The sequence below is a fragment of the Streptomyces sp. MNU76 genome, assembly GCF_020982545.1.
Lineage (GTDB): Bacteria > Actinomycetota > Actinomycetes > Streptomycetales > Streptomycetaceae > Streptomyces.
Genome location: NZ_JAJKLK010000006.1, coordinates 254,567 through 276,620 on the forward strand (window position 1 = coordinate 254,567; position 22,054 = coordinate 276,620).

The 22,054-nt window shown below is 71.6% G+C and carries 22 protein-coding genes and 1 pseudogene; 12 read left to right on the forward strand and 11 right to left on the reverse strand.

The annotated features are described in order from the left end of the window. Position 1: 1 nt before the first annotated feature. Positions 2 to 433, reverse strand: coding sequence for a BlaI/MecI/CopY family transcriptional regulator (locus E4N62_RS16380; RefSeq protein WP_268269458.1), 432 nt, complete (start codon positions 431 to 433; stop codon positions 2 to 4). Positions 434 to 640: 207 nt separating this feature from the next. Here E4N62_RS16380 and E4N62_RS16385 point away from each other — a divergent pair, with 207 nt between their 5' ends. Next, positions 641 to 2,188, forward strand: coding sequence for a fused MFS/spermidine synthase (locus E4N62_RS16385; RefSeq protein ID WP_230215216.1), 1,548 nt, complete (start codon positions 641 to 643; stop codon positions 2,186 to 2,188). A 61-nt stretch (positions 2,189 to 2,249) separates the two neighbouring features. Here E4N62_RS16385 and E4N62_RS16390 read toward each other — a convergent pair whose 3' ends face one another. The 3 genes from E4N62_RS16390 to E4N62_RS16400 form a co-directional block, all read right to left on the reverse strand. Next, positions 2,250 to 2,786: a DUF2087 domain-containing protein gene (locus E4N62_RS16390; RefSeq protein ID WP_230215217.1), complete on the reverse strand. Its 537-nt coding sequence runs from the start codon at positions 2,784 to 2,786 to the stop codon at positions 2,250 to 2,252. Between the two features lie 396 nt (positions 2,787 to 3,182). Beyond that, a complete protein-coding gene (locus E4N62_RS16395; RefSeq protein ID WP_230215219.1) occupies positions 3,183 to 3,719 on the reverse strand; it encodes a DUF4232 domain-containing protein in 537 nt (178 codons plus the stop codon). Between the two features lie 96 nt (positions 3,720 to 3,815). After that, a complete protein-coding gene (locus E4N62_RS16400) occupies positions 3,816 to 4,325 on the reverse strand; it encodes an ATP-binding protein (RefSeq protein WP_230215221.1) in 510 nt (169 codons plus the stop codon). 176 nt (positions 4,326 to 4,501) lie between these two features. Between E4N62_RS16400 and E4N62_RS16405 the strand changes: the two genes are divergently transcribed. The 6 genes and pseudogenes from E4N62_RS16405 (at position 4,502) to E4N62_RS16430 (ending at position 7,847) form a co-directional block, all read left to right on the forward strand. Beyond that, positions 4,502 to 5,419, forward strand: a complete 918-nt coding sequence (locus E4N62_RS16405; RefSeq protein WP_230215561.1) for a helix-turn-helix transcriptional regulator — start codon at positions 4,502 to 4,504, stop codon at positions 5,417 to 5,419. Next, a complete protein-coding gene (locus E4N62_RS16410; RefSeq protein ID WP_230215223.1) occupies positions 5,379 to 5,516 on the forward strand; it encodes a DUF397 domain-containing protein in 138 nt (45 codons plus the stop codon). The genes E4N62_RS16405 and E4N62_RS16410 overlap by 41 nt, the downstream gene beginning before the upstream one ends. A gap of 282 nt (positions 5,517 to 5,798) precedes the next feature. Then, a complete protein-coding gene (locus E4N62_RS16415) occupies positions 5,799 to 6,710 on the forward strand; it encodes a hypothetical protein (protein ID WP_230215225.1) in 912 nt (303 codons plus the stop codon). A gap of 85 nt (positions 6,711 to 6,795) precedes the next feature. Further along, positions 6,796 to 7,452 carry a DUF433 domain-containing protein gene (locus E4N62_RS16420; RefSeq protein ID WP_374116996.1) on the forward strand — a complete coding sequence of 219 codons (657 nt, stop codon included), beginning with the start codon at positions 6,796 to 6,798 and terminating at the stop codon, positions 7,450 to 7,452. A gap of 92 nt (positions 7,453 to 7,544) precedes the next feature. Continuing rightward, positions 7,545 to 7,652: pseudogene (locus tag E4N62_RS16425) on the forward strand (toxin-antitoxin system, toxin component, PIN family protein); the annotation flags it as partial. Positions 7,653 to 7,694: 42 nt separating this feature from the next. Next, the gene (locus E4N62_RS16430) at positions 7,695 to 7,847 is read left to right on the forward strand and encodes a hypothetical protein (protein WP_230215229.1); all 153 of its coding nucleotides are present in this window, start codon (positions 7,695 to 7,697) and stop codon (positions 7,845 to 7,847) included. Between the two features lie 305 nt (positions 7,848 to 8,152). Here the strand turns inward: E4N62_RS16430 and E4N62_RS16435 are convergent, their stop codons facing one another. Both E4N62_RS16435 and E4N62_RS16440 read right to left on the reverse strand, forming a co-directional pair. Continuing rightward, positions 8,153 to 8,578, reverse strand: a complete 426-nt coding sequence (locus E4N62_RS16435; RefSeq protein WP_230215232.1) for a hypothetical protein — start codon at positions 8,576 to 8,578, stop codon at positions 8,153 to 8,155. Positions 8,579 to 8,678: 100 nt separating this feature from the next. Continuing rightward, complete coding sequence (locus E4N62_RS16440; RefSeq protein ID WP_230215234.1) at positions 8,679 to 9,329, reverse strand: hypothetical protein; 651 nt, start codon at positions 9,327 to 9,329, stop codon at positions 8,679 to 8,681. Between the two features lie 11 nt (positions 9,330 to 9,340). On the opposite strand from E4N62_RS16440, the gene E4N62_RS16445 reads away from it, so the two are divergent. From E4N62_RS16445 to E4N62_RS16460, 4 genes are all read left to right on the forward strand, one after another. After that, on the forward strand, positions 9,341 to 9,673 hold the full coding sequence (locus tag E4N62_RS16445) for a beta/gamma crystallin domain-containing protein (RefSeq protein ID WP_230215235.1): 333 nt from the start codon (positions 9,341 to 9,343) through the stop codon (positions 9,671 to 9,673). Between the two features lie 107 nt (positions 9,674 to 9,780). Beyond that, positions 9,781 to 10,674, forward strand: a complete 894-nt coding sequence (locus tag E4N62_RS16450; protein ID WP_230215236.1) for a phosphorothioated DNA-binding restriction endonuclease — start codon at positions 9,781 to 9,783, stop codon at positions 10,672 to 10,674. Between the two features lie 114 nt (positions 10,675 to 10,788). Further along, positions 10,789 to 12,018: a 4-hydroxybenzoate 3-monooxygenase gene (locus E4N62_RS16455; protein ID WP_230215237.1), complete on the forward strand. Its 1,230-nt coding sequence runs from the start codon at positions 10,789 to 10,791 to the stop codon at positions 12,016 to 12,018. Between the two features lie 65 nt (positions 12,019 to 12,083). Beyond that, entirely contained in the window at positions 12,084 to 13,829 is a 1,746-nt protein-coding gene (locus E4N62_RS16460) for an acetylserotonin O-methyltransferase (protein WP_230215238.1), read from the forward strand. Between the two features lie 71 nt (positions 13,830 to 13,900). Here E4N62_RS16460 and E4N62_RS16465 read toward each other — a convergent pair whose 3' ends face one another. The 5 genes from E4N62_RS16465 to E4N62_RS16485 all read right to left on the reverse strand — a co-directional run bounded on the left by E4N62_RS16465 (position 13,901) and on the right by E4N62_RS16485 (position 20,376). Continuing rightward, entirely contained in the window at positions 13,901 to 15,211 is a 1,311-nt protein-coding gene (locus E4N62_RS16465; protein ID WP_230215239.1) for a JmjC domain-containing protein, read from the reverse strand. Then, positions 15,208 to 16,401: a hypothetical protein gene (locus E4N62_RS16470; RefSeq protein ID WP_230215240.1), complete on the reverse strand. Its 1,194-nt coding sequence runs from the start codon at positions 16,399 to 16,401 to the stop codon at positions 15,208 to 15,210. The genes E4N62_RS16465 and E4N62_RS16470 overlap by 4 nt, the downstream gene beginning before the upstream one ends. After that, positions 16,398 to 18,824, reverse strand: coding sequence for a type 2 lantipeptide synthetase LanM (locus E4N62_RS16475; RefSeq protein ID WP_230215241.1), 2,427 nt, complete (start codon positions 18,822 to 18,824; stop codon positions 16,398 to 16,400). Before E4N62_RS16475 ends, E4N62_RS16470 begins: the two co-directional genes overlap by 4 nt. A 91-nt stretch (positions 18,825 to 18,915) precedes the next feature. Then, positions 18,916 to 19,071: a hypothetical protein gene (locus tag E4N62_RS16480; RefSeq protein WP_230215243.1), complete on the reverse strand. Its 156-nt coding sequence runs from the start codon at positions 19,069 to 19,071 to the stop codon at positions 18,916 to 18,918. Between the two features lie 363 nt (positions 19,072 to 19,434). Beyond that, entirely contained in the window at positions 19,435 to 20,376 is a 942-nt protein-coding gene (locus E4N62_RS16485) for a LysR family transcriptional regulator (protein WP_230215245.1), read from the reverse strand. 116 nt (positions 20,377 to 20,492) lie between these two features. Between E4N62_RS16485 and E4N62_RS16490 the strand changes: the two genes are divergently transcribed. Next, entirely contained in the window at positions 20,493 to 21,512 is a 1,020-nt protein-coding gene (locus tag E4N62_RS16490; protein WP_230215247.1) for a winged helix-turn-helix domain-containing protein, read from the forward strand. Positions 21,513 to 22,054: the final 542 nt, after the last annotated feature.

Sequence of the window (22,054 nt, forward strand, 5' to 3'; positions counted from 1 at the left end):
GTCAGTCTTCCCCTTCGTTCCGACTCCGACCCAGCAGTTCGCGCAACAGTCGCTCGTCGTCCGGGCCCAGGCCGGTGACGAAGCTGGCGAGCACCGCCTCCCGGTCGCTCTCCTTGTCCAGTACCTTCCGCATCCTGTGCGCCGCGAGGCCCGCCTGGTCCGAGGCGGGCGTCCAGACGAAGGACCGGCCCACCCGCTCCCGGGTCACCGCACCCTTGGCCAACAGCCGCGTCAGGATCGTGATCACCGTCGTATAGGCGAGGTCACCGTCGAGACGGTCCAGCACCCGGCCGACCGTCGCCGGACCCTCCGCCTCCCGCAGCGCCGACAGGATCTGCGCCTCCAGCTCGCCTTGCCCCCGCCGCCGGGGACGCTCCCGGTGATCCGTCACGCCAGTCTCCCTTCCGCCGCCACCCGTTCTCCGACCGGACATCGTAGAGACGCCCGACGGCCGACCACCCCACTGTGAACCACCACCCAGGATCCACGAAAGCGCGGAGCGGAGGCGCAGCCGCCGGTAGGTACTCCCCAAGCGGCGACGGAAAGGGAGTCAAGGGAGTTGGGGCCCGGGCCGACCCGGCAGGCCGACCGGTAACGGTCGCCGCAGTGCTGTGACGGGGCGCGTGCGAGGATGTCGGCCGTGACCGGATCGCCGTCCTCACCCGGACCTGGCGCCGAGGGCAGTCCTCGCGACCAGGGGCTGGGTCCCCGCGCCGCCGCCGTGCTCGTGTTCGGGTCCTCGGCCGCGGTCCTGGTCGTCGAGATCGTCGCTCTGCGGCTGCTGGCGCCCTACCTCGGTCTCACCCTGGAGACCAGCACCCTGGTGATCGGCATCGCCCTCACGGCGATCGCCGTCGGCTCCTGGCTGGGTGGGCGCCTCGCCGACCAGGTGGATCCACGGCGGCTCATCGGCCCCTCGCTCGGGGTGTCGGGAGCGGTCGTGGCGCTCACCCCCGCCGTCCTGCGCACCGCCGCGGAGTGGGCTCCGGCGTTGCTGCTGCTGATCGCGTCGCTGGCGATCCTCGTGCCGGGCGCGCTGCTCTCCGCGGTGACGCCGATCGTGACGAAGCTGCGGCTGACCAGCCTCGCCGAGACCGGGACGGTCGTCGGCCGGCTGTCGGGCGTCGGCACCGTCGGCGCCATCGTCGGCACCGTCCTCACCGGCTTCGTCCTCGTCTCGCGGTTGCCGGTCAGCGGCATCCTGATCGGCCTCGGCACACTGCTGGTGGTCGGCTCGGCGGTGGTCGAGTGGCGAACCCGGCGGTGGAGGGGGACCGGCACCCCCGCCCTGACCCTCGCGGTCGTCGTCGGCGGCCTCGGCACGGCGGTCGCGCCCGGCGGCTGCGACGCGGAGACCAGGTACCACTGCGCCCGGGTCGTCGCGGACCCCGACCGGGACAGCGGCCGCACGCTCGTGCTGGACGGCCTGCGGCACTCCTACGTCGACGTCGACGATCCGACGTTCCTGGAGTTCGCGTACGTACGCGCCATCGCGTCGGCCGTCGACGCCGCCTTCCCCGAAGGTGAGCCAATGACCGCGCACCACCTGGGCGGCGGCGGACTCACCCTCCCCCGCTACCTCGCCGCCACGCGGCCCGGGACGCGCAGCCTCGTGTCCGAGATCGACAGCGGGGTCGTCCGCATCGACCGCGAACGGCTCGGGCTGCGATCGGGCGCCGGGATCGACGTACGCGTCGAGGACGGCAGGCTCGGCCTGCGGGAACTGGCCGCCGACAGCCGGGACCTCGTCGTCGGGGACGCCTTCGGGGGCGTCAGCGTGCCGTGGCACCTCACGACGGTGGAGGCGATGGCCGACGTACGGCGGGTGCTCGTCCCGGACGGCCTGTACGTCGCCAACCTCATCGACCACGGCGGGATGGACTTCGCGCGTGCCGAGGTGGCCACCCTGGACGAGACCTTCGAGCACGTCGCCGTCGTCGGCGAGCCCGCCGACATCGGCCTCGACACGGCCACCACCTCCGACGGCGGCAACCTGGTGGTGCTCGCCTCCGACCGGCCTCTCGACCTGCGCGCGACGCAGAAGGCGCTGGACGCCCGGCGCACCGGCTGGCGGACCACCACCGGCGACGACCTCACCTCCTGGATCGACGGCGCCCGTCCCCTCACCGACGACTACGCCCCCGTCGACCAGCTCCTCCAGCCGTCCACCACACGACGCGGCGACTGACTCCGCGCCGCCGGGGCGTACGCCGCCGGGCCGTCGCGCCCTTGGTCGTCGGCGCCGTCCGTCAGAGGCGCTCGTAGGTGGTGCCGGACTCGTTCCTGCGCAGCAGCCCCTCGTCCACCAAGGCGCGGCGCAGGCTCACCCAGTCGTCGAACCATTCGCCGCAGATCGCGTTGACCTTGGCCTCGGAGTACGTCACGTCGGGCGCGAACGAGTCCCGCACCACGGCCAGTACGCGGCCGCGCACCTCCGCGTTGCCCGGAACGGACGTGAGCCGGCCACGGCGGAAGTAGGAGCCCGCCCCGTCCCCGCCGCCCCGACCGGAGACCCTGACCTCGGCCTGGACCGCGAGCCGGAACGTGTCGTCGAGCAGCGTGTACGTGCGCGTCTCACTGTCGAAGGCGGCGATCCGGCCGTCCGTCAGCTTCCGCAGCGCGGCGGCGGCCGCCGGTGGGCGGAGCTTGGCCAGTTCGGCGACCTCGGCCACGGAGGCCGCGCCGAGGGCGAGGGCGGCGTAGGCGGCACGCCGGTCGTTCTGGGCGAGGAGACCGACCAGGTCTCGGCAGGAGGGCGAATGGTCCTCGGTGGGGGCCGTGTTCATGGTGTCCGTTCGGGGGGCGTGGTTCCGGTCGTGGTTCCGGTTGTCGTTCCGGGCGCCGATCGTCGTGGGAGCGTCGGGTGCGTCTACTCGTATCGCGATCCCATGCCGCCGTGGACAGCGATTTACGGTGAGTGGGCGCGTTTTCAGCCAGCGTGTCGGCCCTGCCACCCTCGCGCGGGTCGACCGCTGTGATCACCCCGAGCCGGTCCTCGACCGCCTGCGCCGCCTCCAGGCACATGTCCTCCCGGAACGCCCGCCCGACGAGCTGCACTCCCGCGCTCCGCGTCCGCGAGAGCTGAAGGGGCGGCCTCGTTCGCCGAGGCCGCCCCCTGGGTCGGTCGATCCAGGACCGGCCTGTCGGTGGGTCGGGTCAAGACCGGCCCGTGCCCACCGTTGTCACAGCCCGATCGGGTTGAGGTACGTCGCCGGGCGCGTGGCGCCGTCCTGCTTGAGGATCTGGCCGCCGAATGGCCACGTCAGGGTGAAGTGCTCCGTCTCGTTCGGCGGCGTGACCAGGAACTTCGACGGGACGAACTTCTCCGCCCGGGGCGTGGACGCGGCCACCGGGAGCAGGGTGATGCTGAAGTCCACCGTGTCCCCCTTCTCCAGGATCATCTTCGTGGGCTTCTGGGAGGAGCGCGCCAACGACCAGGTGCCGTCGGTCGTCTGGGCGCCGACCATGTCGACCCCCGCGAAGCCGGACAGCGTGCAGGTGCGCTCACTCCGGTTGGTGAACCAGATGTAGGCCTGGGTCTGCTTCTCGGTCTGGTTCATCTCCGGCCTCGCGTCGCCCCCCAGCGCGAAGCCGGCCTTCAGGTCGGCGGTGTGGCAGCGGGTCGGCGCGGCCTGGGCGGCGGAGGCCGGTGCGGCGGCAGCGGCGGTGCCGGCGACGACGATCGCCGCCAGGGCCAGGGCGGTCAGCTTGCTCTTCATGAAGTGTCGGGTTCCCCTCGCGTACGAATCGGCGCACATGGTCGGTGCGCGCCTGCGCCCCTGTAGATGCACGCCACACGGAAGAGGTTCGGTGGGTCAGGGAATCTGTGCGGCGACAACGTAGGTTGGCTCAATTCCAGCTGTCTTCAGGTGAGTTGTTGCCTCAAGGGGCACCTCTGCCCACACCGTCTTGCCCATCGGGCGACGAGGCTCCGATCCCCAGCGCACGGCCAGGACGTCCACCAGCAGCAGCCCTCGACCGGACTCGCCCTCGGGGTACGACGAGGGCGGAGCCGTGGGTGGCCGCTTCGCGGAGGCGGCGTCGGCGACCTCGACACGAACCAGCCCCGCCGCCAGGTCGAGGGCGAGCCGGAGACCGAAGTCCCGTCCGGGGACTCGGCCGTGCAGTACGGCGTTCGCGGCGAGTTCGCCGACGACGAGAGCGACGCTGCACGACACCTCGGACGCCGCCGGGTAGCCCCACTCCTCCATGTGCCTGACGGCGAGGCGCCGGGCAAGCCGCGCACCTCGCGGAGAGGAGACGAACCGCTGGGCGACCACGGGGAGTCCTGGTTCGTCCGACGGGGTGGTGGTTGCTGTCAGCACGGCTGGTCCGTCCTTGTCTGTCGAGCTGAGACATCTCGTGGCGTACGCGAATCGTCACGTTCCGTGTCCAAGAGTCGTCCGATCGCCCTACGCTCGACAGGTGACGCAGCCTTACTTTTCAGTCCGTAAGGAACGGAAGTGACGCTTTGGCCAACGGAATTGATCCCAGCTCGTCGATGGCGGCGCTGTTCGGCGCGCGAGTGCGCAGGCTCCGCACGGCGGCCGGACTGACACAGGCCGAGCTCGGTGACCGGACCCACGTGGTGAGCACGCGGATCACCCAGATCGAGCGGGCGTCCGGAGCGAAGCCGACGCTGGAGCTGGCGCGTGCGCTGGACACGGTCCTCGGCGCGGACGACTTGTTGGTGGACCTGTGGCCGTACGTGTACCGGGAGGCGTTCCCGGACTGGTCACGGAAGTTCATGGAGTACTCGGAGCGGGCGGTGGTCATCCGGCAGTACGCGGCGCATGTGGTGCCGGGTCTGTTGCAGACGGAGGACTATGCGCGGGCTGTTCTCAGCTTGGACGCTCTGTTGGACGGCGAGGAACAGTTGGAAGAGCGAGTCACAGCCCGTATGGGGCGGCAGGAGAGGCTGGGTTCGCCCGGTCGGCCGGAGCTGTGCGTGATCCTGGACGAGGCGGTACTGAGACGTCCCATCGGTGGCCACGCCGTGATGCGGAAGCAGTTGGCGCGGCTGCTCGACGCTGCCACGGAACGTCACATAGCTGTGCAGGCACTGCCGTTCGACCAAGGTGGGCATGAGGCCATGGGTGGCTCGCTGACGATCCTGACCCTGACGGACGGCTCAGAAGTGGCCTACACAGAGGGTTCGGACTATGGCCAATTGATCGAGGAGCCAGCCAACGTCAGTCGTTACAAGGTGATTTACGATCGGCTGCGGGCGGCAGCCCTGCCCCCTGTCATGTCAATCGACATGATCCGGTCCACGATGGAGGGCAACTACCGTGGCGCGAATCTCCCGTCTCGATCTGAACGGCGCCGCTTGGCGCAGGAGCAGCTACAGCAATCAGGCGGGGGGCGACTGCGTGGAGGTGGCCGGCGGGTTCCGAGAGTCCCTCGTCCCGGTCCGTGACAGCAAGGTCCCGCACGGTCCGGAACTGTGCTTCCACGCCGCCTCCTGGGCCGCGTTCATAGGCGAGTTGAAAGCCGGGCCGCACCACCGTCCCTGAGGCGGCCGGGTACTGGTCGCCGTCCGTCTTCCGGGGTCACCGGGCCCTTGGCCGCGAGGGTCCGGCGGGCCGCTGACCTCCCCAAAGAACCGGGGAAAGAACTACCCGCCCACCCACCCTCCCTGGCCGCGAGGGCCACGTCACCCGTCCGGGTGACCGGCTTGCAGGCGCGGGATGCGGACGGTTACGTTCGCCGCGACAACCACACAAAGACATCGGCCCCCGGCCGGGACTGCAATCCCGATCGAGGGCCTGACCGATCAGGAAGCTCGAACCTTCCCAATGGCTGATTCGCAGTCTAACGCGCCCCTGCGCGCCGACGCCGGAGTGCCCACCTCCGGTGTGATCCACGTACGCACCCGGCTGACGGCCGAATTCACGGTGATCTCCAACGCCCTCGCACAGCGGCGCGGCAGCGCGGTCACGGTCGGCGTCGCGACCTACATCTCCTCCCTGCCCACCGGCACCCCCGTGAGCATCACCGCCCTGTGCGCCCACTTCGACGAGGGCGAGATCCTCATCTCGCGAGCGCTCAGGGAACTGGAAGAGGCCGGATACCTGGAACGCCGCCGCGAGCGAACGCCCACCGGGCGGGTCCGCACCCGGACGTACTTCTACGACGTACCCGGCGGCGAACCAGACCCGGACCCGGACCCGAGCGGGCCTCCCACTCCCCCCAAGCCTCGTCGCCCCCGCAAGCAGCCCGCCGCGGCCACGCCCGCACCCGCGGCCGGGGCCGTGCGGGACACAGTGGAGACGCCCGTACAGGCGGAGGTGAAGACGGAGGAGGCACCGGCCCCACTCACCGACGCCGACCCCCGAGCCATCGCCGTACTCGCCGGCCTCCGCCAGGTCGACCCCCGCCTCGTCCTGTCCGAACAGGAAGCCGCCCGCCTCGCCCCGGCCGTCACCCGCTGGCTCACGACAGGCCTGCTGCCCACCCAGATCACCGACCACCTCACCGCACGACTCCCGGCAGACCTCCTCGTCCGCCCGGTCGGCATCCTCGCCTACCGGCTGAAGGAAACTCCGCTGACCGCACCGGCACCGGCGACCGGAAGTCCCGAAACCCCAGAACGCCCGGTGATCCTGGAAATGCGCAACTGCGACGGCTGCGACCGAGGCTTCCGCTCCGCGGGACACAGCCGCTGCCGGGACTGCCGGACCCGGAACCAACTCCCCGCGACCGGCTGAGCCGGTGGCCGGGTGTGCGGTCCACCCGCAGGTGGGAGGCTTGGTGTGGCACGATGCGAAATCTGATGCCAAGAGGAGGTGGGACATGGTCGACAGGTTCACGGACGGGCTTCTGACGCCCACGGAAACAGCTTCCTACCTTCAGATTCCTCAGTCGACCCTCGCCTCGTGGCTGAAGGCCAAAGTCGCCGGAGCACCACTGGTACACCAGGTGGAGCCCGTGCGGAAAGGGCAGCCCTCGGTGCCGTTCATCGCGGTGGCCGAGGCACACGCTCTGCGTTCCCTCCGTTCTCTGGGGCTCCGCATGAGCGAGATCAGGGAGGCGGCCGCCGCCGTACGGGACGCTCTCGACACTCCCTACGGCCTCGTCTCCAAGAGAATCGCCACGGACGGGGTGGACATCTTCATCGAGCACGGCTGGGGCGATCTCCGCAGAGCCCGCGACGGCCAGGTCCCCATCCACGAAGTCGTCTCCGACTATCTCCGCTACCTCACCTGGGAGCCGGGCGAGGACTTCCCCTCCAGCCTGCGGCTGCGGCAGTACCCGGCCTCCGTCCCCGTCGTGATCGACCCCAGGTTCGGCCACGGTCTCCCTGTCGTGGCCGCGAACCGCGTCACGGTCCAGGCGATCACCGACCTGTGGGAGGCCGGGGAAACCGTCGAGGACATCGCGTACGACTACGACATGACGCCTGAGCAGGTGGACGCGCTCTGCCAGGCAGTGGTGCACCTTGTCGCCTGAGTCCTCCCCGAGTTCTTCCTCGACCGGAATCTCGGTCGCCGTGTGGCGGAGGGCCTGCGGGCCTGCGGGCCTGCGGGTGGACGGTTCACCGCATCGGGGACGTCTTCCCGGACGACGGCCAGGACATCCCGGACGAGGAGTGGATCGCGCACGGTCTTGACCGCTCCTGGGTTCCGCTGTCGAAGGACGGACGGATCAAGACCCGCGACCTGGAGATCCGACCGGTCCTGGAACGCGAGGCGGTGCTGTTCTACCTGGACAACCAGCAGCTTCGCAGCGCCGAGATGATCGATCGCCTCGTCATGCACCGGAACGCGATCCACCGGGCGATCGAGAAGGGCGGGCCGACGGCCTACGCCGTACGGCACGACCGCATCGAACACACCTGGCCGTGAGCGGATGGGATGGCGCAGGAAGGTCGGCCACATGTGCGCCGTCGGTCACCGGCCGCCCCTTACCACCCGGCGAAGCCCGTGCCTGCCCTGTTATGCACCCCAATCGGTCACAACCTGACCAGCCGCACGCCCCCGGAACCTGCAGACGCCCTGCCTGAACCCGGGCCGGTAACAGCGGGCGTCTCGGACCCTGACGCCGCCACCATGAGTCGACCGACATCACGAGTTCAAGTTCATTAGCCATGAACAAAAGCGTGGCCGTTGCTGTCCTGACTCGGGACGGCAACGGCCACCTTTCTTTCTGATCACCCCACTCGGAGCTCCAGTTCGCAGCCCATCGTCTGAGTAAAGGTGTGTCCGTTCTGGCGGTAGGTGAACCGGCAGTCGCGCAGGTTCTCCTTCGGTGGAGCGGTGACTTCGAGCTCTGCGACGTAATACACGTCGCCTCCCGAGTCGGGAGCCAACTTCAGCGGGGCCTTTGCATAGTCCTTCAGTCTGGCGAAATCAGGGTTCTGCTGGTCGCCCTCTCTTGCCAGGAGCGGCATTCCGTCCGTGTCGTCCCGATGGTAGGCGCGGTACCGGACAATCTTGATTCCGTCCGGCACTTTCACCACGGACGCGTCGATGACTTCCAGGGGGTCGTCGCTGACGTTGTAGGGAGGTGGAAGGGTGAACCACCACGTCTCATCCACCTTCGCGCTGTGGTTGTCCGTGACGCCCTGCGCGATCATTCCCTCAGTGTAGAGAGCGTCACCAGTACGCGGCTGAACATCGGTCGTACGTTCACAGGCCGCAGTCGCCAACATCAGCACGATCAGAAGTGCCGAAATCCTAGTTGGAGTAGAAAACGCCGGGCTTCGCATCAACCGGACCATTCTTTCCCCAGATCTCATGGCGTGCAAGGGTCTTATTTCCCGCAATAATGCGCTGCTTGTGGTCCTTGTCGTACCGAGTTGATGCGCCGAGCGTGACGCCGAACGCGCTCACCGCTCCGGAAATTTTGGAGCTGCGGTTCGTGCTGATGGAGAATCCTGAACCCCTCGGCACCCAGGTTCGGTGACTCCTGGGCGACTTATGGAAGTTGATCCCACCATCCTTGTGCGCGACATTCTTTCCGAACTTTCCCACCGGACCATTGGTCGGAATCTTGTAACGCCCGGCAATGATCTTGTACTGGGTCCAGACTCGGCCGTCGCAGCGGAAGTTCTGCTTGTGCTTCTTGTACTCGATCGGCACTCGCCACTGCTTGGCGAAGTACGGCCCCCGGTTGTAGTAGCCGGTGCTGGAACTTGCTGCGGATGCGAGTGTCACCGTTCCCTGTATGGTCCATTTTCCGCCGGCCTTGACGGCCACTTCGACGTTCGACGAAAGCTTATTCTCGTACTCGAAGGTCGCCTTTGCGTCCCAGTAGGCGTGCGCCTCGCCGACGGTGGTGTAGTGGATCCTCCTATCCACGACCCTATCTCGCGTCATGCCGCACACGCCTATGTCCATTGGTCGCACGTCTGGCGCTGACGGCCTCCCTGACCGCCCTCACCGCGACGAACGCGTTCGCGATCAATGAGGTCAGCTGTGGCCGGAGCGACTTCGTGCAGGTCACCTACCACCAGCCCGGTCGCTCCGACACCAACGTCTGCTTCGCCAACGCCGGAACGGCTCCCCTGCCCGGCAACTCGTGGATCACCCGCATCTCGACCGGCAACAACCGCGTCCAGTGGTACGGCGACGGTAGGTGGCAGCCCGACACACCGATCGCGAAGAACACCGTCTACACCTTCCCGAGCCACCCGGGCGGCGTGCGGATGGACAAGTTCAGGATCCTCTGAACCACCGGCACCGACGGGACGGCGACCCTGCCCGTACTGCCGGTCGCCGTCCCGCTCGTCCCGCGGCCCTCGCCCCCGGCCCATGCGCCTCACTACGATCAGCGGCCATGGACTGGCTGGAGCGCGTGGCGAAGCTGAGGCAATGGACCAGGAACGGGACGCGCGCTCCGCACAAGCCGCTGCTGCTTCTGCACGCCCTCGGCCGGTTCCAGCAGGACCCCGACGGCGAACTGCGGTACAGCGCGGTCGAGGAGGACCTCCAGCGTCTGCTGACCGAGTACGGCCCGCCTCACAGGACGTCACCCGCCTACCCGTTCCACCACCTGGTCAGTGACGGCGTCTGGGAGGTCCGTACGGATCGCGGCCCCGGCAGTCCCGGCAGCGGGGTGCGGGACCTCCGGGAGACGGGCGCCACCGGCCGGCTCTCGGTGGAATTCGGCGCCGCGCTGCGCAGCGAGCCGGAACTGCTGCCGCGCGTCACGCGGTTGCTGCTGGACCGCCACTTCCCGCCCTCCGTCCACGGGGAGTTGTGCGAAGCCGTCGGCCTGGAACTGGATCCGGCGGAGGTCGTCCCCCTCTCGACCGTACGCAAGCAGCGGGACCGGCGCATGCGCGAACTGGTGCTGACGGCCTACGAGTACCGGTGCGCCTTCTGCGGCTACGACGGCCGGCTCGGCCCGGTCCCGGTGGGGCTGGAGGCCGCCCATGTGCGCTGGTGGGCACTGGGCGGACCGGACGACGTCGACAACGGGCTGTGCCTGTGCTCACTCCACCACAAGCTCTTCGACAAGGGCGTCCTCGGGGTCGACGGCGACCATCGCGTCCTCGTCTCCCAGCACTTCGTCGGCCACAGCCCCGCAGCCCGGGATCAGGTCATCGCCCTGGCGGGCCGCGCGCTGGTCGGTCCGCAGCCGGGCGTCCGCCCCGTGGCGGCCGACCACCTCGACTGGCACATCAGCCAGGTCTTCCGCGGCACACCGCGCCCCGCCACGGCCGCCTGAGGGCAGTCCTCCGCCAGCGCCGTGGCCGCCTCACGGCACGTCACGGTTTGTGGTCTTCTCGTTCAGGTGATCTTCGTCCGGTAGGGAACTTCCTGGCACCTACTATCCCTTCTCGTGACAGATAGGAAGATCCGGCGAGCAGCCGATGTGGTCGTTCTCGGTGCCGGTCCGGCCGGGCTCGTGCTCGGCAATCTCCTCCAGGACAGCGGGATCGACTGCGTCCTCCTGGAGCGTGCCGAGCGCGCGCACGTCCAGACGCGGGCGCGGGCCGGGTTCCTGGCCGCCCACACCGTGCGGATCCTGGAGCGGCACGGGCTGGCCGAGGGGCTGCGCCGGGACGGACAGGCCCACAGCACCTGCGAGTTCCGCACGGCGGACGGCCGGTTCCGGCTGGACTACAGCGGCCTCGGGCGCGGTGAGCGGCACACCGTCTATCCCCAACAGCGGCTGGTCACCGACCTGTTGACGCGGTTCCTGGCCGCCGGCGGACAGGTCGAGTTCACCACCGAGGCCATGGACGTCCTCGACGCCGACACGGACCGGCCCTCGGTGACCGTGCGCGACGCGGACGGGCGGCCCTGCCGCTGGCGGGCGCGGTACGTGGCCGGGTGCGACGGACGGCACGGCGTGGCCCGCCGGTCGCTGCCGACCGGCTTCGTACACCGTCACCACCTGGACCACGGCGTGACCTGGCTCGGACTGCTCGCCGAGGCGCCGCCCAGCCTGGACGCCGTCGGATACGCGGTGCACGAGCGGGGATTCGCCGGGCACATGGCGCGGACCCGGGAGATCACCCGCTACTACCTGCAGTGCGAGCGCGGGACCCCGGCCGACGCCTGGTCCGAGGAGCGCCTCTGGGACGAGCTGGAGCTGCGGATGCGGGCGACGGAGTACGGCCCGCTGCACCGTGGCCCCGTGGTGCAGCGCGCCGTCGTCGACCTGGAGTCCGATGTGCTCGAACCGCTGCGCCACGGTTCCCTGTTCCTGGTGGGCGACGCCGCCGGTCTCATCAGCCCGTCCGCCGCGAAGGGCGCCAACCTCGCCGTCCTGGAGGCGGAGTTCCTCGCCCGCGCCCTGATCGACGCGCTCCGGCACGGCGACACCGAGGGACTCGACACCTACTCCGCGCGCTGCCTGCCGTACATCTGGCGCGCTCAGGAGTTCTCGCACTGGATGATCGGACTGCTGCACGGCCCACCCGGCAAGGACGGCCACGGCAACGACGGCCACGGCGCGGACGGCACGCTCTCGTTCCACAACTCCCTGCGGCGCGCCCGCCTCGCGTCGCTGCGCAGCTCGCGCACCCGGCAGGACTGGTTCGCCGAGCACTACGTCGGCGTATGAGCCCTCTCCTTTCTTCTTCCCCCTCCGCACACCCGAGTTCCGCACCCCGAATGAGGATTCCCGCAATGATCACGACGTTGTCGGGCGACAGCGACACGTCCCGCCTGCGCGCGACGGTCGACTTCGTCAAGGAGCAGGACACCGCCGCACTGCTCCCGCTGCTGCTGCCCGGCCTCGACGGTCCCGAGCTACGGGCTCTCGCGGAGCGCTGCCGCTTCTCCCATGCCGCGCTGCTCGTCTTCCCCTCGGACGAGGCGGAGTTGCGCGCCATGCTCACCGACTGCGGCCTCGGCGCGGTCCCTCCGCCGAGGCCCAGTGTCGTCGTACGCGAGCGCCTCGCGCTGCGGCATCGGCGGCCCGTGGCCGAGCTGGACATCGGCATCGTGCGTCCCTCGGTGGTCGGCGTCGGCGGGGAGCACCGGACGGTCGAGGTGTTCGCGCTGACCGTGCCGCCGGGATCCGGCCTGGAGACGCTGGCCGCGCACGAGCGGGAGCGGCAGCACGAGACCCACCTCGCCTTCGACATCACGGCGCCCGACCCGCTGGTGCTGCGCGGCCTGTGCGCGACCTTCGCGCGCTACGGGGCCACCCCGGACGGCGGCGGCTACAACCCGCACGAGAACGGCACCGTCTTCTACTTCGACGCGCCCGCCGAGGCCAAGGCCGGGTACCGGCGCGTGGAGCTGTACGTCCCCGGCGACCACCGCGACGTGCTCGCCGACCACCTCGCCGGGCACCGCGCCCGACAGCCGGCCGAAACGCTCCTGCGCCTGCTGACCGGGGCGTGGACCACCCAGGCGCTGACCGTCTTCGCACAGCTCGGGGTGGCCGACGCGATGGACGGCGAGCGGGGAACCGGCGTGACGGAGCTGGCGCGGGAGGTCGGCGCGCGGCCGGAGAACCTGGCGACGCTGCTGCGCTACCTGGTGATGCTGGGCGTGGTGGCGGAGGGCCGCGACGGCTTCCGGCTCACCGGGCCGGGCGGGCTGCTGCGGGCGGACGCCCCGGGGTCGATGCGGGCGCTGGCGCTGATGTACGGCGGCCCGTTCTACCGGTCCTTCGCCGAGCTCGGGCACACCGTGCGCACCGGAGAGGTCGCCTTCGAGCACCTCTTCGGCGAGAACCACTTCGACCACTTCGCCCGCGACCCCGAACTGGCGGAACTCTTCGACCGGTCCATGGCCGCCGGCTCAGCCATGTTCCACCCGCTGCCCGCGCATCCGGTGCTCACCGCCGCGGCCGAGGCCCCGGGCGGGGGCACGGTGGTCGATGTGGCGGGCGGCAACGGGGAGTTGCTGGGCCGTGTGCTCGCCGCGCACCCCCGTCTGAAGGGGGTCCTGCTGGAGCGTCCGCACGCCGTCGAGGCCGCCCGCCGCCGACTGGCGGAGGCGGGCCACGGCACGCGGTGCGCCTTCGTGGCCGGCGACTTCACGGACGTGCCCGCGGGCGGTGGCGTCTACGTCCTGTCGCGCGTCCTGCACGACTGGGACGACGAGCGCTGCCGCGAGATCCTGCGCCACTGCGCCCGCGCGATGCCCGACCACGCCGATCTCCTCGTCGTCGAACGCGTCCTGCCCTCCGACGGCTCGGCCTCACTGGCCACGGCCTGGGATCTGCACATGATGTGCAACGTCGGCGGGCGCGAACGGCGCGCCGACCACTACGGCCGGCTGTTCGCCGACGCGGGCCTCGCCCTGGTGGACCGGAGCCCGCTGCCCCTGGACGGGAACGTGCTCCACGCCAGGAAAACCGGGGCCGCCCGGTCCGCCCGAGCCACCTCGGCGGGACGTCCGGCCCGCATGCACGTCTGAGGCCGCGCCCGCCGTGCGGCCGGAAGCCCGGCCCGCGTTGGACATCGGGCCGGCGGGCCGTCCGGTCCGGCTCAGGGCTCCCGGCGGAGTGCTCGGAAGCTCTCCAGGGTCTCCAACAGGGCGCGGACGTCGTCACGTGGTGTGCCGGGCGGGACGCGGGACAGGACGTCGGCCACCCGCACCGGGTCCGGGCCGGCCAGCGCCCGGGTCACCGCCGTCAGGGCGCCGGGGCCGAGGGGGGTGTGGGCCCGGAGGCCGTTCGCCGTGCAGAGCGTCCCGTCGTCGCCGTCCGGGGCCCACAGGACGTGCGCGCCGGGCACGGTCCGCAGGCGGTCTTCGTCGGCGAGGGGAAGCGGCGCGGCGGCGGCCGGTGCGGGCGCGAAGCCCCCGGACGTCCAGTGGCGCAGGGAGACGGTGGTGACGCGGGGGCCCGTCCGCTCGGGCCGGGCGAAGGCGGCGAGCGCCCGCACCGCACCGCCGAGCGCCTCGGGGAGCACGGGAGACAGCAGGCCGTCCGGGCCGGGGCCCGGTGCGCCGACCTCGGCCGCGGGGACGCGGAGCAGGGTGTCCAGGCTGCCGCGGCCGGTTTGCCGGGTCGGGTCGAGGTCGGCGATCAGGGCCTCCACCTCGTAGCCGGCGTGGTGCTCGTCCCGGGGCACACCGACGTTGACGCTGGTCGCGGGGGACGTCGTGGCGCTCTCGCCGACGTGGTAGTAGTCGGCGGGCCAGTACAGCAGGTCGCCGGGTCCCACGTCGGCGGAGAAGGACCCGGGCAGGTGCCCGGTGTAGTCGACCTTGGTGGAGACGGCCTCGTCCCACGGCCTGCGCGGCCAGAACCGCATGCGCTTGCGGCCGCGGAGTCCGAACATGAAGGTGGCGAAGCGGTCCTTGTGGACGCCGACGGGGCTGTGCTCGTAGGTGCCGTGGAACAGGGTCGTGATGGCGCCGGTCACGGGCAGGCCGACCGCTTCCCACAGCCCGGCGTAGAAGGCGCGCTCACGCGACCACACGGCGGCGTCGAACGCGTGGAAGCCGTTGAGGACGAGCGCGTACCGCAGGCCGCCGAGGCGGGCGGCCAGCCGGCTGTCGTAGCCGTCGAAGCCGCCGTCCTCGGCGGTCGGCAGCAGGCCGTCGGCCGTGTCGCGCTGGACCCGCTCGACCGTCAACTGCGCGTGCGACGGCACCCGTTCCTCCGGTCCCGCTCCCGCGCACGGGCCGGCGTGCACGGCCGCCCGGAACACCTCCGACACCTCGAAGGGGGCGGGCGACAGACCACGGAACAGCACGGGCGCCCGGTCCCAGTACCTCTCCGCGAAGGTGGTCCAGTCGAACTCCGTCTCCACCGCCACCGCCACTGCCACCGCCGCCGCCGAGGTGCTCACGTGCCGCTCTCCCGTCCGTCCACGTCCACGTCCACGTCCGTGTCCACGTCCATGTCCACGCCGCGCAGCGTGTACAGCTTCTCCAGCAGGGCCACGACGGCCTCGTCGTGGCCGGGGCCCGCCACGGCGCACAGGTCGCGGACCGTGGGGGTGTCGCCCTGCCGCAGGCGGTCCAGGACGCGTTCGCCGAGGGTGCCGCGGAGCGAGAAGGCGTGGCCGTCGACCGCCCACAGCCATGTCTGCCCGTCGTCCAGGGGCATCCGGACGACGGCGGACGCCGGCCGCAGGCGGTCGTCCGGGGAGAGGCGTACGGGCGGCCGCGCCTCCGGGGCGGGTTCCAGACCGGCGGCGCTGGCCCTGCGCGCCCACACGGCGCCCAGCAGCCGGCCGAGCCGTGGCGTCGCCGTCACCTCGCGCACCAGCTCCGCCGTACTCGCCAGTTCGGGCACGTCGGGCGGGGTCGGGCCGTCGGGCGGGTACGGCAGATAGGGGACGCGCTCCTGGCCGCGCCGCGCGTGCACCAGGCCGGCCACGACGCCCGTGACCTCCGCGGTCGCCAGTCGGGGGTCGCGGGGCACCAGGAGCCGCAGGGCCATGGTGCGGGGACCGAAGGTCAGGGTGTGCGGCCGGCCGGCCGGCCAGTGGAGCAGATCGCCCGCTTCGGCGTCGAGGGCGGACCCGGAGTCGCGGGGCGTGGCCGTCAGGCTGCCGCGCAGCACCCAGACCAGGGCGGAGTGCGGGGAGCCGTGGCGCTCCGCGATGCCCTCGCCGAGGACGAGTTCGGCCACGACGGGCAGGACGGGAAAGCCGACCCGCTCCCACAGGGGCGTGACCAGGGAGCGCACCCCCGCCCACAACGGCGGGTCGAGCATGAGTCCCTGCTCCACCACGAGCAGCCGGCCGCGTCCCGCCATCCGCTGGTCGAGGCGCTCGGCGTACCGCTCGGCGGTCGTGTCCCCCGGCCCGGGCAGCAGGTCACCCGGGGCTCGGATCCGGCCGTCCTCGACGTGGAAGCGGACATCGGGCAGGGCCTGGAAACGGGTCCCGGCCCGGAAGGGTCGCGCGGCCTCGACCATCGTCGTGTAGGCGCGGTCGGCGTCGACGGTGAGCGGGCCGCCCGGCGCGGGCACCACCACCGGTGTGCGCTCCCAGTGGCGGGCGGCGAAGAGGTCCCACGCGGTCCCGGTCACCCGGTGTGCGGCTGGTACCGGCGGTGCAGTCGGCCGGCGTACCGGGCGAGCGGTTCCATCCTCAGACGGCGACGACGTTCGTCCACCTGCTCGGGCTGTTCGATGGGGCACGGCTCCAGCTTCCCTTCCCGCATGCGGAACTTGGTCCCGTACAGCTGCGGCCGGCCTTCCCGGAGCCGCAGCGCGTCGGTCACGTACGCCACCTGACGCCAGGGCAGATCCCCGTCGCGGGCGGCCTGTTCGATGAGGCCGAGGCACTCGTACTGGAAGTCCGCCGGCCCCTCGGCGTGCTGGAGGAGCCGGCAGGCCGCGGCCGCCGCCGCCGGGCCGACGAGGGCCCGGCCCGGCCAGCCGTGCCGTCGCACGACGTCCTCCAGCCAGCGGACGGCGGCGGCGGTCAGGGCGCGCAGTCGCTCCCCGGTCTCCTCGTCGCCGAAGCGGGAGTCGGTCCAGCGGGCCCGCAGTTCCGCGTCCACCCGGTCGATCGCCAGCAGGCGCCGCCGCACGTCGAGTGCGGGGGCGGGCCGCGCCCGCGGTTCCGAGCGGATCCTCGTCGTGTCGCGGTCCCAGGTGTAGACGATCCGGCGCCCGGCCCGCGGCCGGTCGAAGGCGACCTCGCCGGTGTGCCGGTCGGTGAGCCGGACGTGGACGCCGTCCCCGTGGAGGTCACCGGGCCCGACGGTGTCGTACACGTACTCCACGGCGTCCCGCAGGGCCACGCCGAGGCCGGCCAGGTCGCGGCCGCGTTCGTCGCGGACGGTGGCCGACGGCGGCCAGTCCGGGTGCGGGGCGCCCGGTACGGGAGTGGGGGCCTCTCCGGTGCGCAGCAGCGGCCCGCCCTGCACGGAGCGGAAGAAATAGGGGGCGTCCAGCGCGTCGAGCTGAGCCGTCTCCTCGGGGCCGAACACGGTGTCGGCGGGACCCGGTGTCGTCGTGGTGAGGCGGTCGGCGAGCACCTCGGTGTAGGCGGCCGTCGGCTTCAGCAGGACACGGACGTGCCGCTCGCGTCCGGCGCGGACCAGGAAGGACCGGATGACGTCGTGGTGACGGGACATGAGGGTCCAGGCGTCGAACATCCCGCGCAGGAACTCCGGGAGGTAGGGCCCGTATCCGGTGCGCCCCAGGGTGTCCGCGACGACCGTGCGGGTCCGGCCGCGCGCGCAGGGCCGGCTTCTGCGCACCAACCGCAGGCCGCCGGCGGGAAGTTCACCGTCGGGGGGTTCGCCGTCGGGGAGTTCGGTGAAGTGGGCGACCGGTCCGTCCAGGGTGCACCAGCGCGGCTGGTCCTCCAGCCCCGGGTGGTGGTGGTCGCCGGCTTCGGTGTCGGCGACGAGTCCGGTGTCGTAGAGGCGTGGCAGCGGCGCGAGGAAGATCTCCAGGTCGACCGGGTAGAGGAGGGGTTCCGGCAGGTCGGGACGGGTCCCGGCGAGGATGTTGCCCTCGGCCAGGTCGGTGATGCCGAAGCGGAACGCGGCGGCGGCGAGGGATCCCGCCCGGTGCCACAGCAGTTCCGCGCGGCGCCGGCCGAGCCGGGTCCCGTCGAGCCGTCTTCCGGGCGCCGAGCGGATCGGGCCCCACTGCGAGGGCGGCTCGATCCACTCCTGCCAGGTGTAGTCCCGTCGGTCGGGGCCGCTGCCCGCCGTGCAGCGCAGGACGGGCAGCACGACCGGTCCCGTCACGGGCGGCAGGGAGTTGAGGAGGGCGAACACGGAGTCCTCGGGGGCGAGGAAGAGCAGTTCGCCGTCCGCCGGGCGGGGCTTGTACGCGACGACGCCACCGCCGCTCAGGCCCACGCGCAGGATCCTGCCGCGGCCGTTGTGCGTCTCTCCGCCCTGGGCCTCGATGCCCGTCAGGGGCGGACGCAGCGCGGGCCGGTCGAACCAGGGCCCGGTGACGTCCCGGCTCACCCGCTCCAGGAACCGGTCCAGGAACGTCGTCCAGTGGGTGTGCTGCTCGTCGGCCGCGTAGGGGACGCCGGCGGCGCAGGCGGTGAACGCCTCGGCCACGAGCGGCCCGAAGAGGGCGCCGTCGGTCACGTCGAGCAGACCGGGGGCGAGCAGGGTGCCGTGCCGGGACGTGGCGTGCCCGCACCAGGCGTCCAGGGCGTCCAACACCGCGACGACGGGGGCGAATCGAGGGGAGGCTAGGGCCGCCGCCAGGACGTCCGCGTCGCTGTCGCCGGCCAGGAAGCGGTCGTGTACGAGCAGACCGTCGTCGGCGAGCCGCAGCACCGGAGGGAACAACCGGCCCGCCGTGCCCGCCCTCACCGCCGCCACGACCTTCCGGGCGGCGGCCGAGCCGAGCGAGCGCGCGGGGCGCGGACCGGTGGCCGAGTGGTGCGGACCCGTAGGTCGCGAACCGGTGGCCGGTGGGATCGGGCGGGCCGACATGGCCGGTGCCGCGTCCCACAGCACGTCGATCACGGTTGGTGTGCCTCCCCCTGAACGGTGCCGCCCGCCGGTCGCCGAGCGGCACCTGTGCGATGGCCGGTGATGCGGTTCGGCCGTGGCTCCGTCAGAGGCAGTACCAGCCGGCACACGTGCTGGCAGCCGCCTTCGTGCGCTGCGGGATGTCCTGCTCCAGTTCGCCGATGACGAGGTCGAGCTCCTCCTCGGCGGACGTCCCGGCCTCGATGGTGGTCCGGACGTCGGCGGTCACGGTGTAGGTCATGGTGATCCTCCTGGATCGATCGACGGGTGGTGATCGGAAGAGGGTCGGGCGCCACGGCCGGGCTCGGGCCGGCAGGGCCGGCGTCGGCGTCGCCAGGCCGATGGCGCCCTTCACGAAAAGCGAGGGAGAAGCCCCGTCGCGACGGCGATGATCACGCCCGTACGGCGATGATCACCCCCGTCTCGTCCGGTTGCACGGCCTTGACAGCCGGTTCCCCCTCCGAACGCCGCGGCGGCCGGTCGAGCCGCTGCTTCAGCACATCGTGCGGGGGCGGCCATCTCCACCGCCATGTTTTCGATGCTCGTCGAAAACATGGGTCCCCTTCCGGCCAAGTGGCCGGGAAGCCTCCGGGACGGGCCCTGATCAGTCCTGGCCGGGGTGCGCCTGGCGAAGGACGTGGTGGGCCGCCTCGCGCAGGGCGGTCACGGTCGGTTCGTCGCGGTGGTCGGGGAGCCAGGCGAGTTCGGCCGTCGACACGCCCAGCTCGGGGCAGTGGACGTAGGTGACGCCGGTGCGCGGATAGAGGTGGCGGGCCGCGGAGGGCAGGAAGGCGATCGCCTGTTTCTGGGTGACGGCGAAGACCATGGCCTCGGTGTCCCTGATGACGGGGCCGTAGCGGACGGGCGTGCCGTCGGGGCGCGGGTTGACGGTGAGGTGGTCCCACCACGCGCGAGGCACTTCCGGGGGCATGTCGACCACCGTGCGGTCGGCGAGGTCGGCCAGGGTGACGGTCTCCCGGCCCGCGAGGGGGTCGTCGGTGGGCAGGCAGACCACCCGGGTCTCGGTGGCCAGACGCAGGGACTGGATCCCGCCGGGCAGGGGGCCGCGCAGGAACGCGGCGTCGACCTCCCCGGCGAGCAGGGCGCCGAACATGTCGACGAAGGTCAGGTTGCGGACCTCGATCTCCAGGTCGGGGTGGAGCTCGCGGAGGTGGGCGAGGACGGCGTGCGCGTGGGGCATGGCCGCTTCCGCGCCGAGGCTGCCGATCAGCAGACGTCCGCGCGCCGTTCCGGCATGGCAGTCCGCGGTCCGCCGTAATCGGGCCATGGCGTCGACCACGGCCTTCGCCTCCTCGGCGAGTGCCCGGCCGGCCGGCGTGAGCCGCGTGCCGCGGCCGCCGCGCGCGACGAGGGTGACCCCGAGCCGCTGTTCCAGCGACCTGATCTGCTGGCTGAACGCGGGCTGGGTGACGTAGACGCGTGCCGCGGCCCGTCCGAAGTGGAGTTCCTCGGCGAGAACGAGGAAGAGCCGGAGCTGGTGCAGGCTCGGTTCTCGCACCCCACCAGTGCCGCGACCAGGGCTCATGGAGAAAAGGCTATCGACGCGAATCCGATCCTCTTCGCATTCTCGACTTCTCCGTACGGATCATCTGCGTCACGATCACAGGAGTTGTTCCCGGGACACGAGCGGCGAGGAGCCATGTGCTTCGCATCCACTTCGGCTGGCGCGACCTGGAGAACGTACGTCTGGTTCAACAGCCTGATCCCCTCTGGGAGTTGATGTGTGCCGTCTGTCGTCTACAGACGGACGAGGGGCCGTTGGAGTTCGGACACTGGCGCCAGCGGTCCACCCACCTGCTGGCGCGGGACAGCCGCGCCGACACCGCCCTGCGCACGCTGCGCACCCTCATTCCGGCCACCGGGTACATCCCCGACTTCCTGACGCCTCCGGTCACCGGTGAGAACCTGGACGCGGCGCTCGACAAGGTCCGCGCCACTCCCCGGGAACGGCTGGTGGCCGAACTCGCCCGACTCGCCGCGTCGCGGCCGTTGCCGGGATGGGTGCGAGGCCCGCACGAACGGCACGCCTCCACCCTGCTGATGACCGCCGACGCCCTGCGGGACTCCTTCCGGGTGCTGCTGGAACCGTACTGGCGGCAGGTGCGCTCGGCGGTGGGCGACGACGTCGCCGTCCGCGCCCGGGCCGCGCTCGGCGGAGGCACGGGGGCTCTCCTCGCGGGGCTGCACCCGTTCGCCCGGTGGAACCCTCCGTATCTGGACGTCGACTATCCCGTCGAGCGGGAACTGCGCCTGGAGGGACGCGGACTGACGCTCGTGCCGTCGTACTTCTGCTGGCGAAGGCCCACGGCGCTCGCCGACCCCTGCCTCGATCCGGTCCTCGTCTACCCGGTCGCGAAGCAGCCGTTCGACCACGCGCTCACCGGCGAGGAAGGGCTGGAACGGCTCCTGGGCCGGACGAGGAGCGCGGTCCTCGCCGAGGTGGCCGGTCACCGCACGCGCACGACGGCCGACGTGGCCCGGGCGCTCCACCTCGCACCGGCCAGTGCGAGCTATCAGATCGGGGTCCTGCGCGGGGCGGGGCTGATCGTCAGCCGCCGGGCCGGCAAACGGGTCGAGCACTCGGCGACATCGCTGGCCCATGGACTGCTGTCCGGCAGCGGGTCGCCCCTGCGGAGGGAACCGATGTTCCGCTCCGGGTAGGCGTCCGCCCGGGACCACGGGGAGACCCGGCGGGGCCCGGCGGGCCATGGGACGGGGCCGCACGCGGGGCCCGGCGCGCGTCGGGCGGCCCGCGCGGACGTCGGCCGGCCGTCGCCCATGGCGGTGTGGGCGCGCTCCGGCGGTCGTCGGGGGGTTGCCAGCTGCTTGCCGGGGAGTGCGTACGAGGGTGGATGAGCTCGATCGTGTGATGATCGGCTTCCGGGTTTGCGACGGTGTGGGCTGTTCGGGCTACGGTGAGCGGGCGATCCGGGACACCGGGAACGGAGTCGGCGTGCGGAGCCCCCTTTCCTCCGGAGAGAAGGTCCGGGGCCTCTCCGTCGCCCTCTGTCCGTACCCACCTGGCCAGGTCGTGAGGGAACCGGCCTCCCGGGACCGGACCACGTACAGGATGCGTGTCGCCGCCCCGGGGTTGAGTACGCCGGGGACCTGGGGGTACCTCCCACGCCCTTGAGGCAGTGGGGGAACGCCCCAGACCGTTCGGGGCGTGCGGCTGGGCGGACTCACTCATGCTCAGTCCCCAG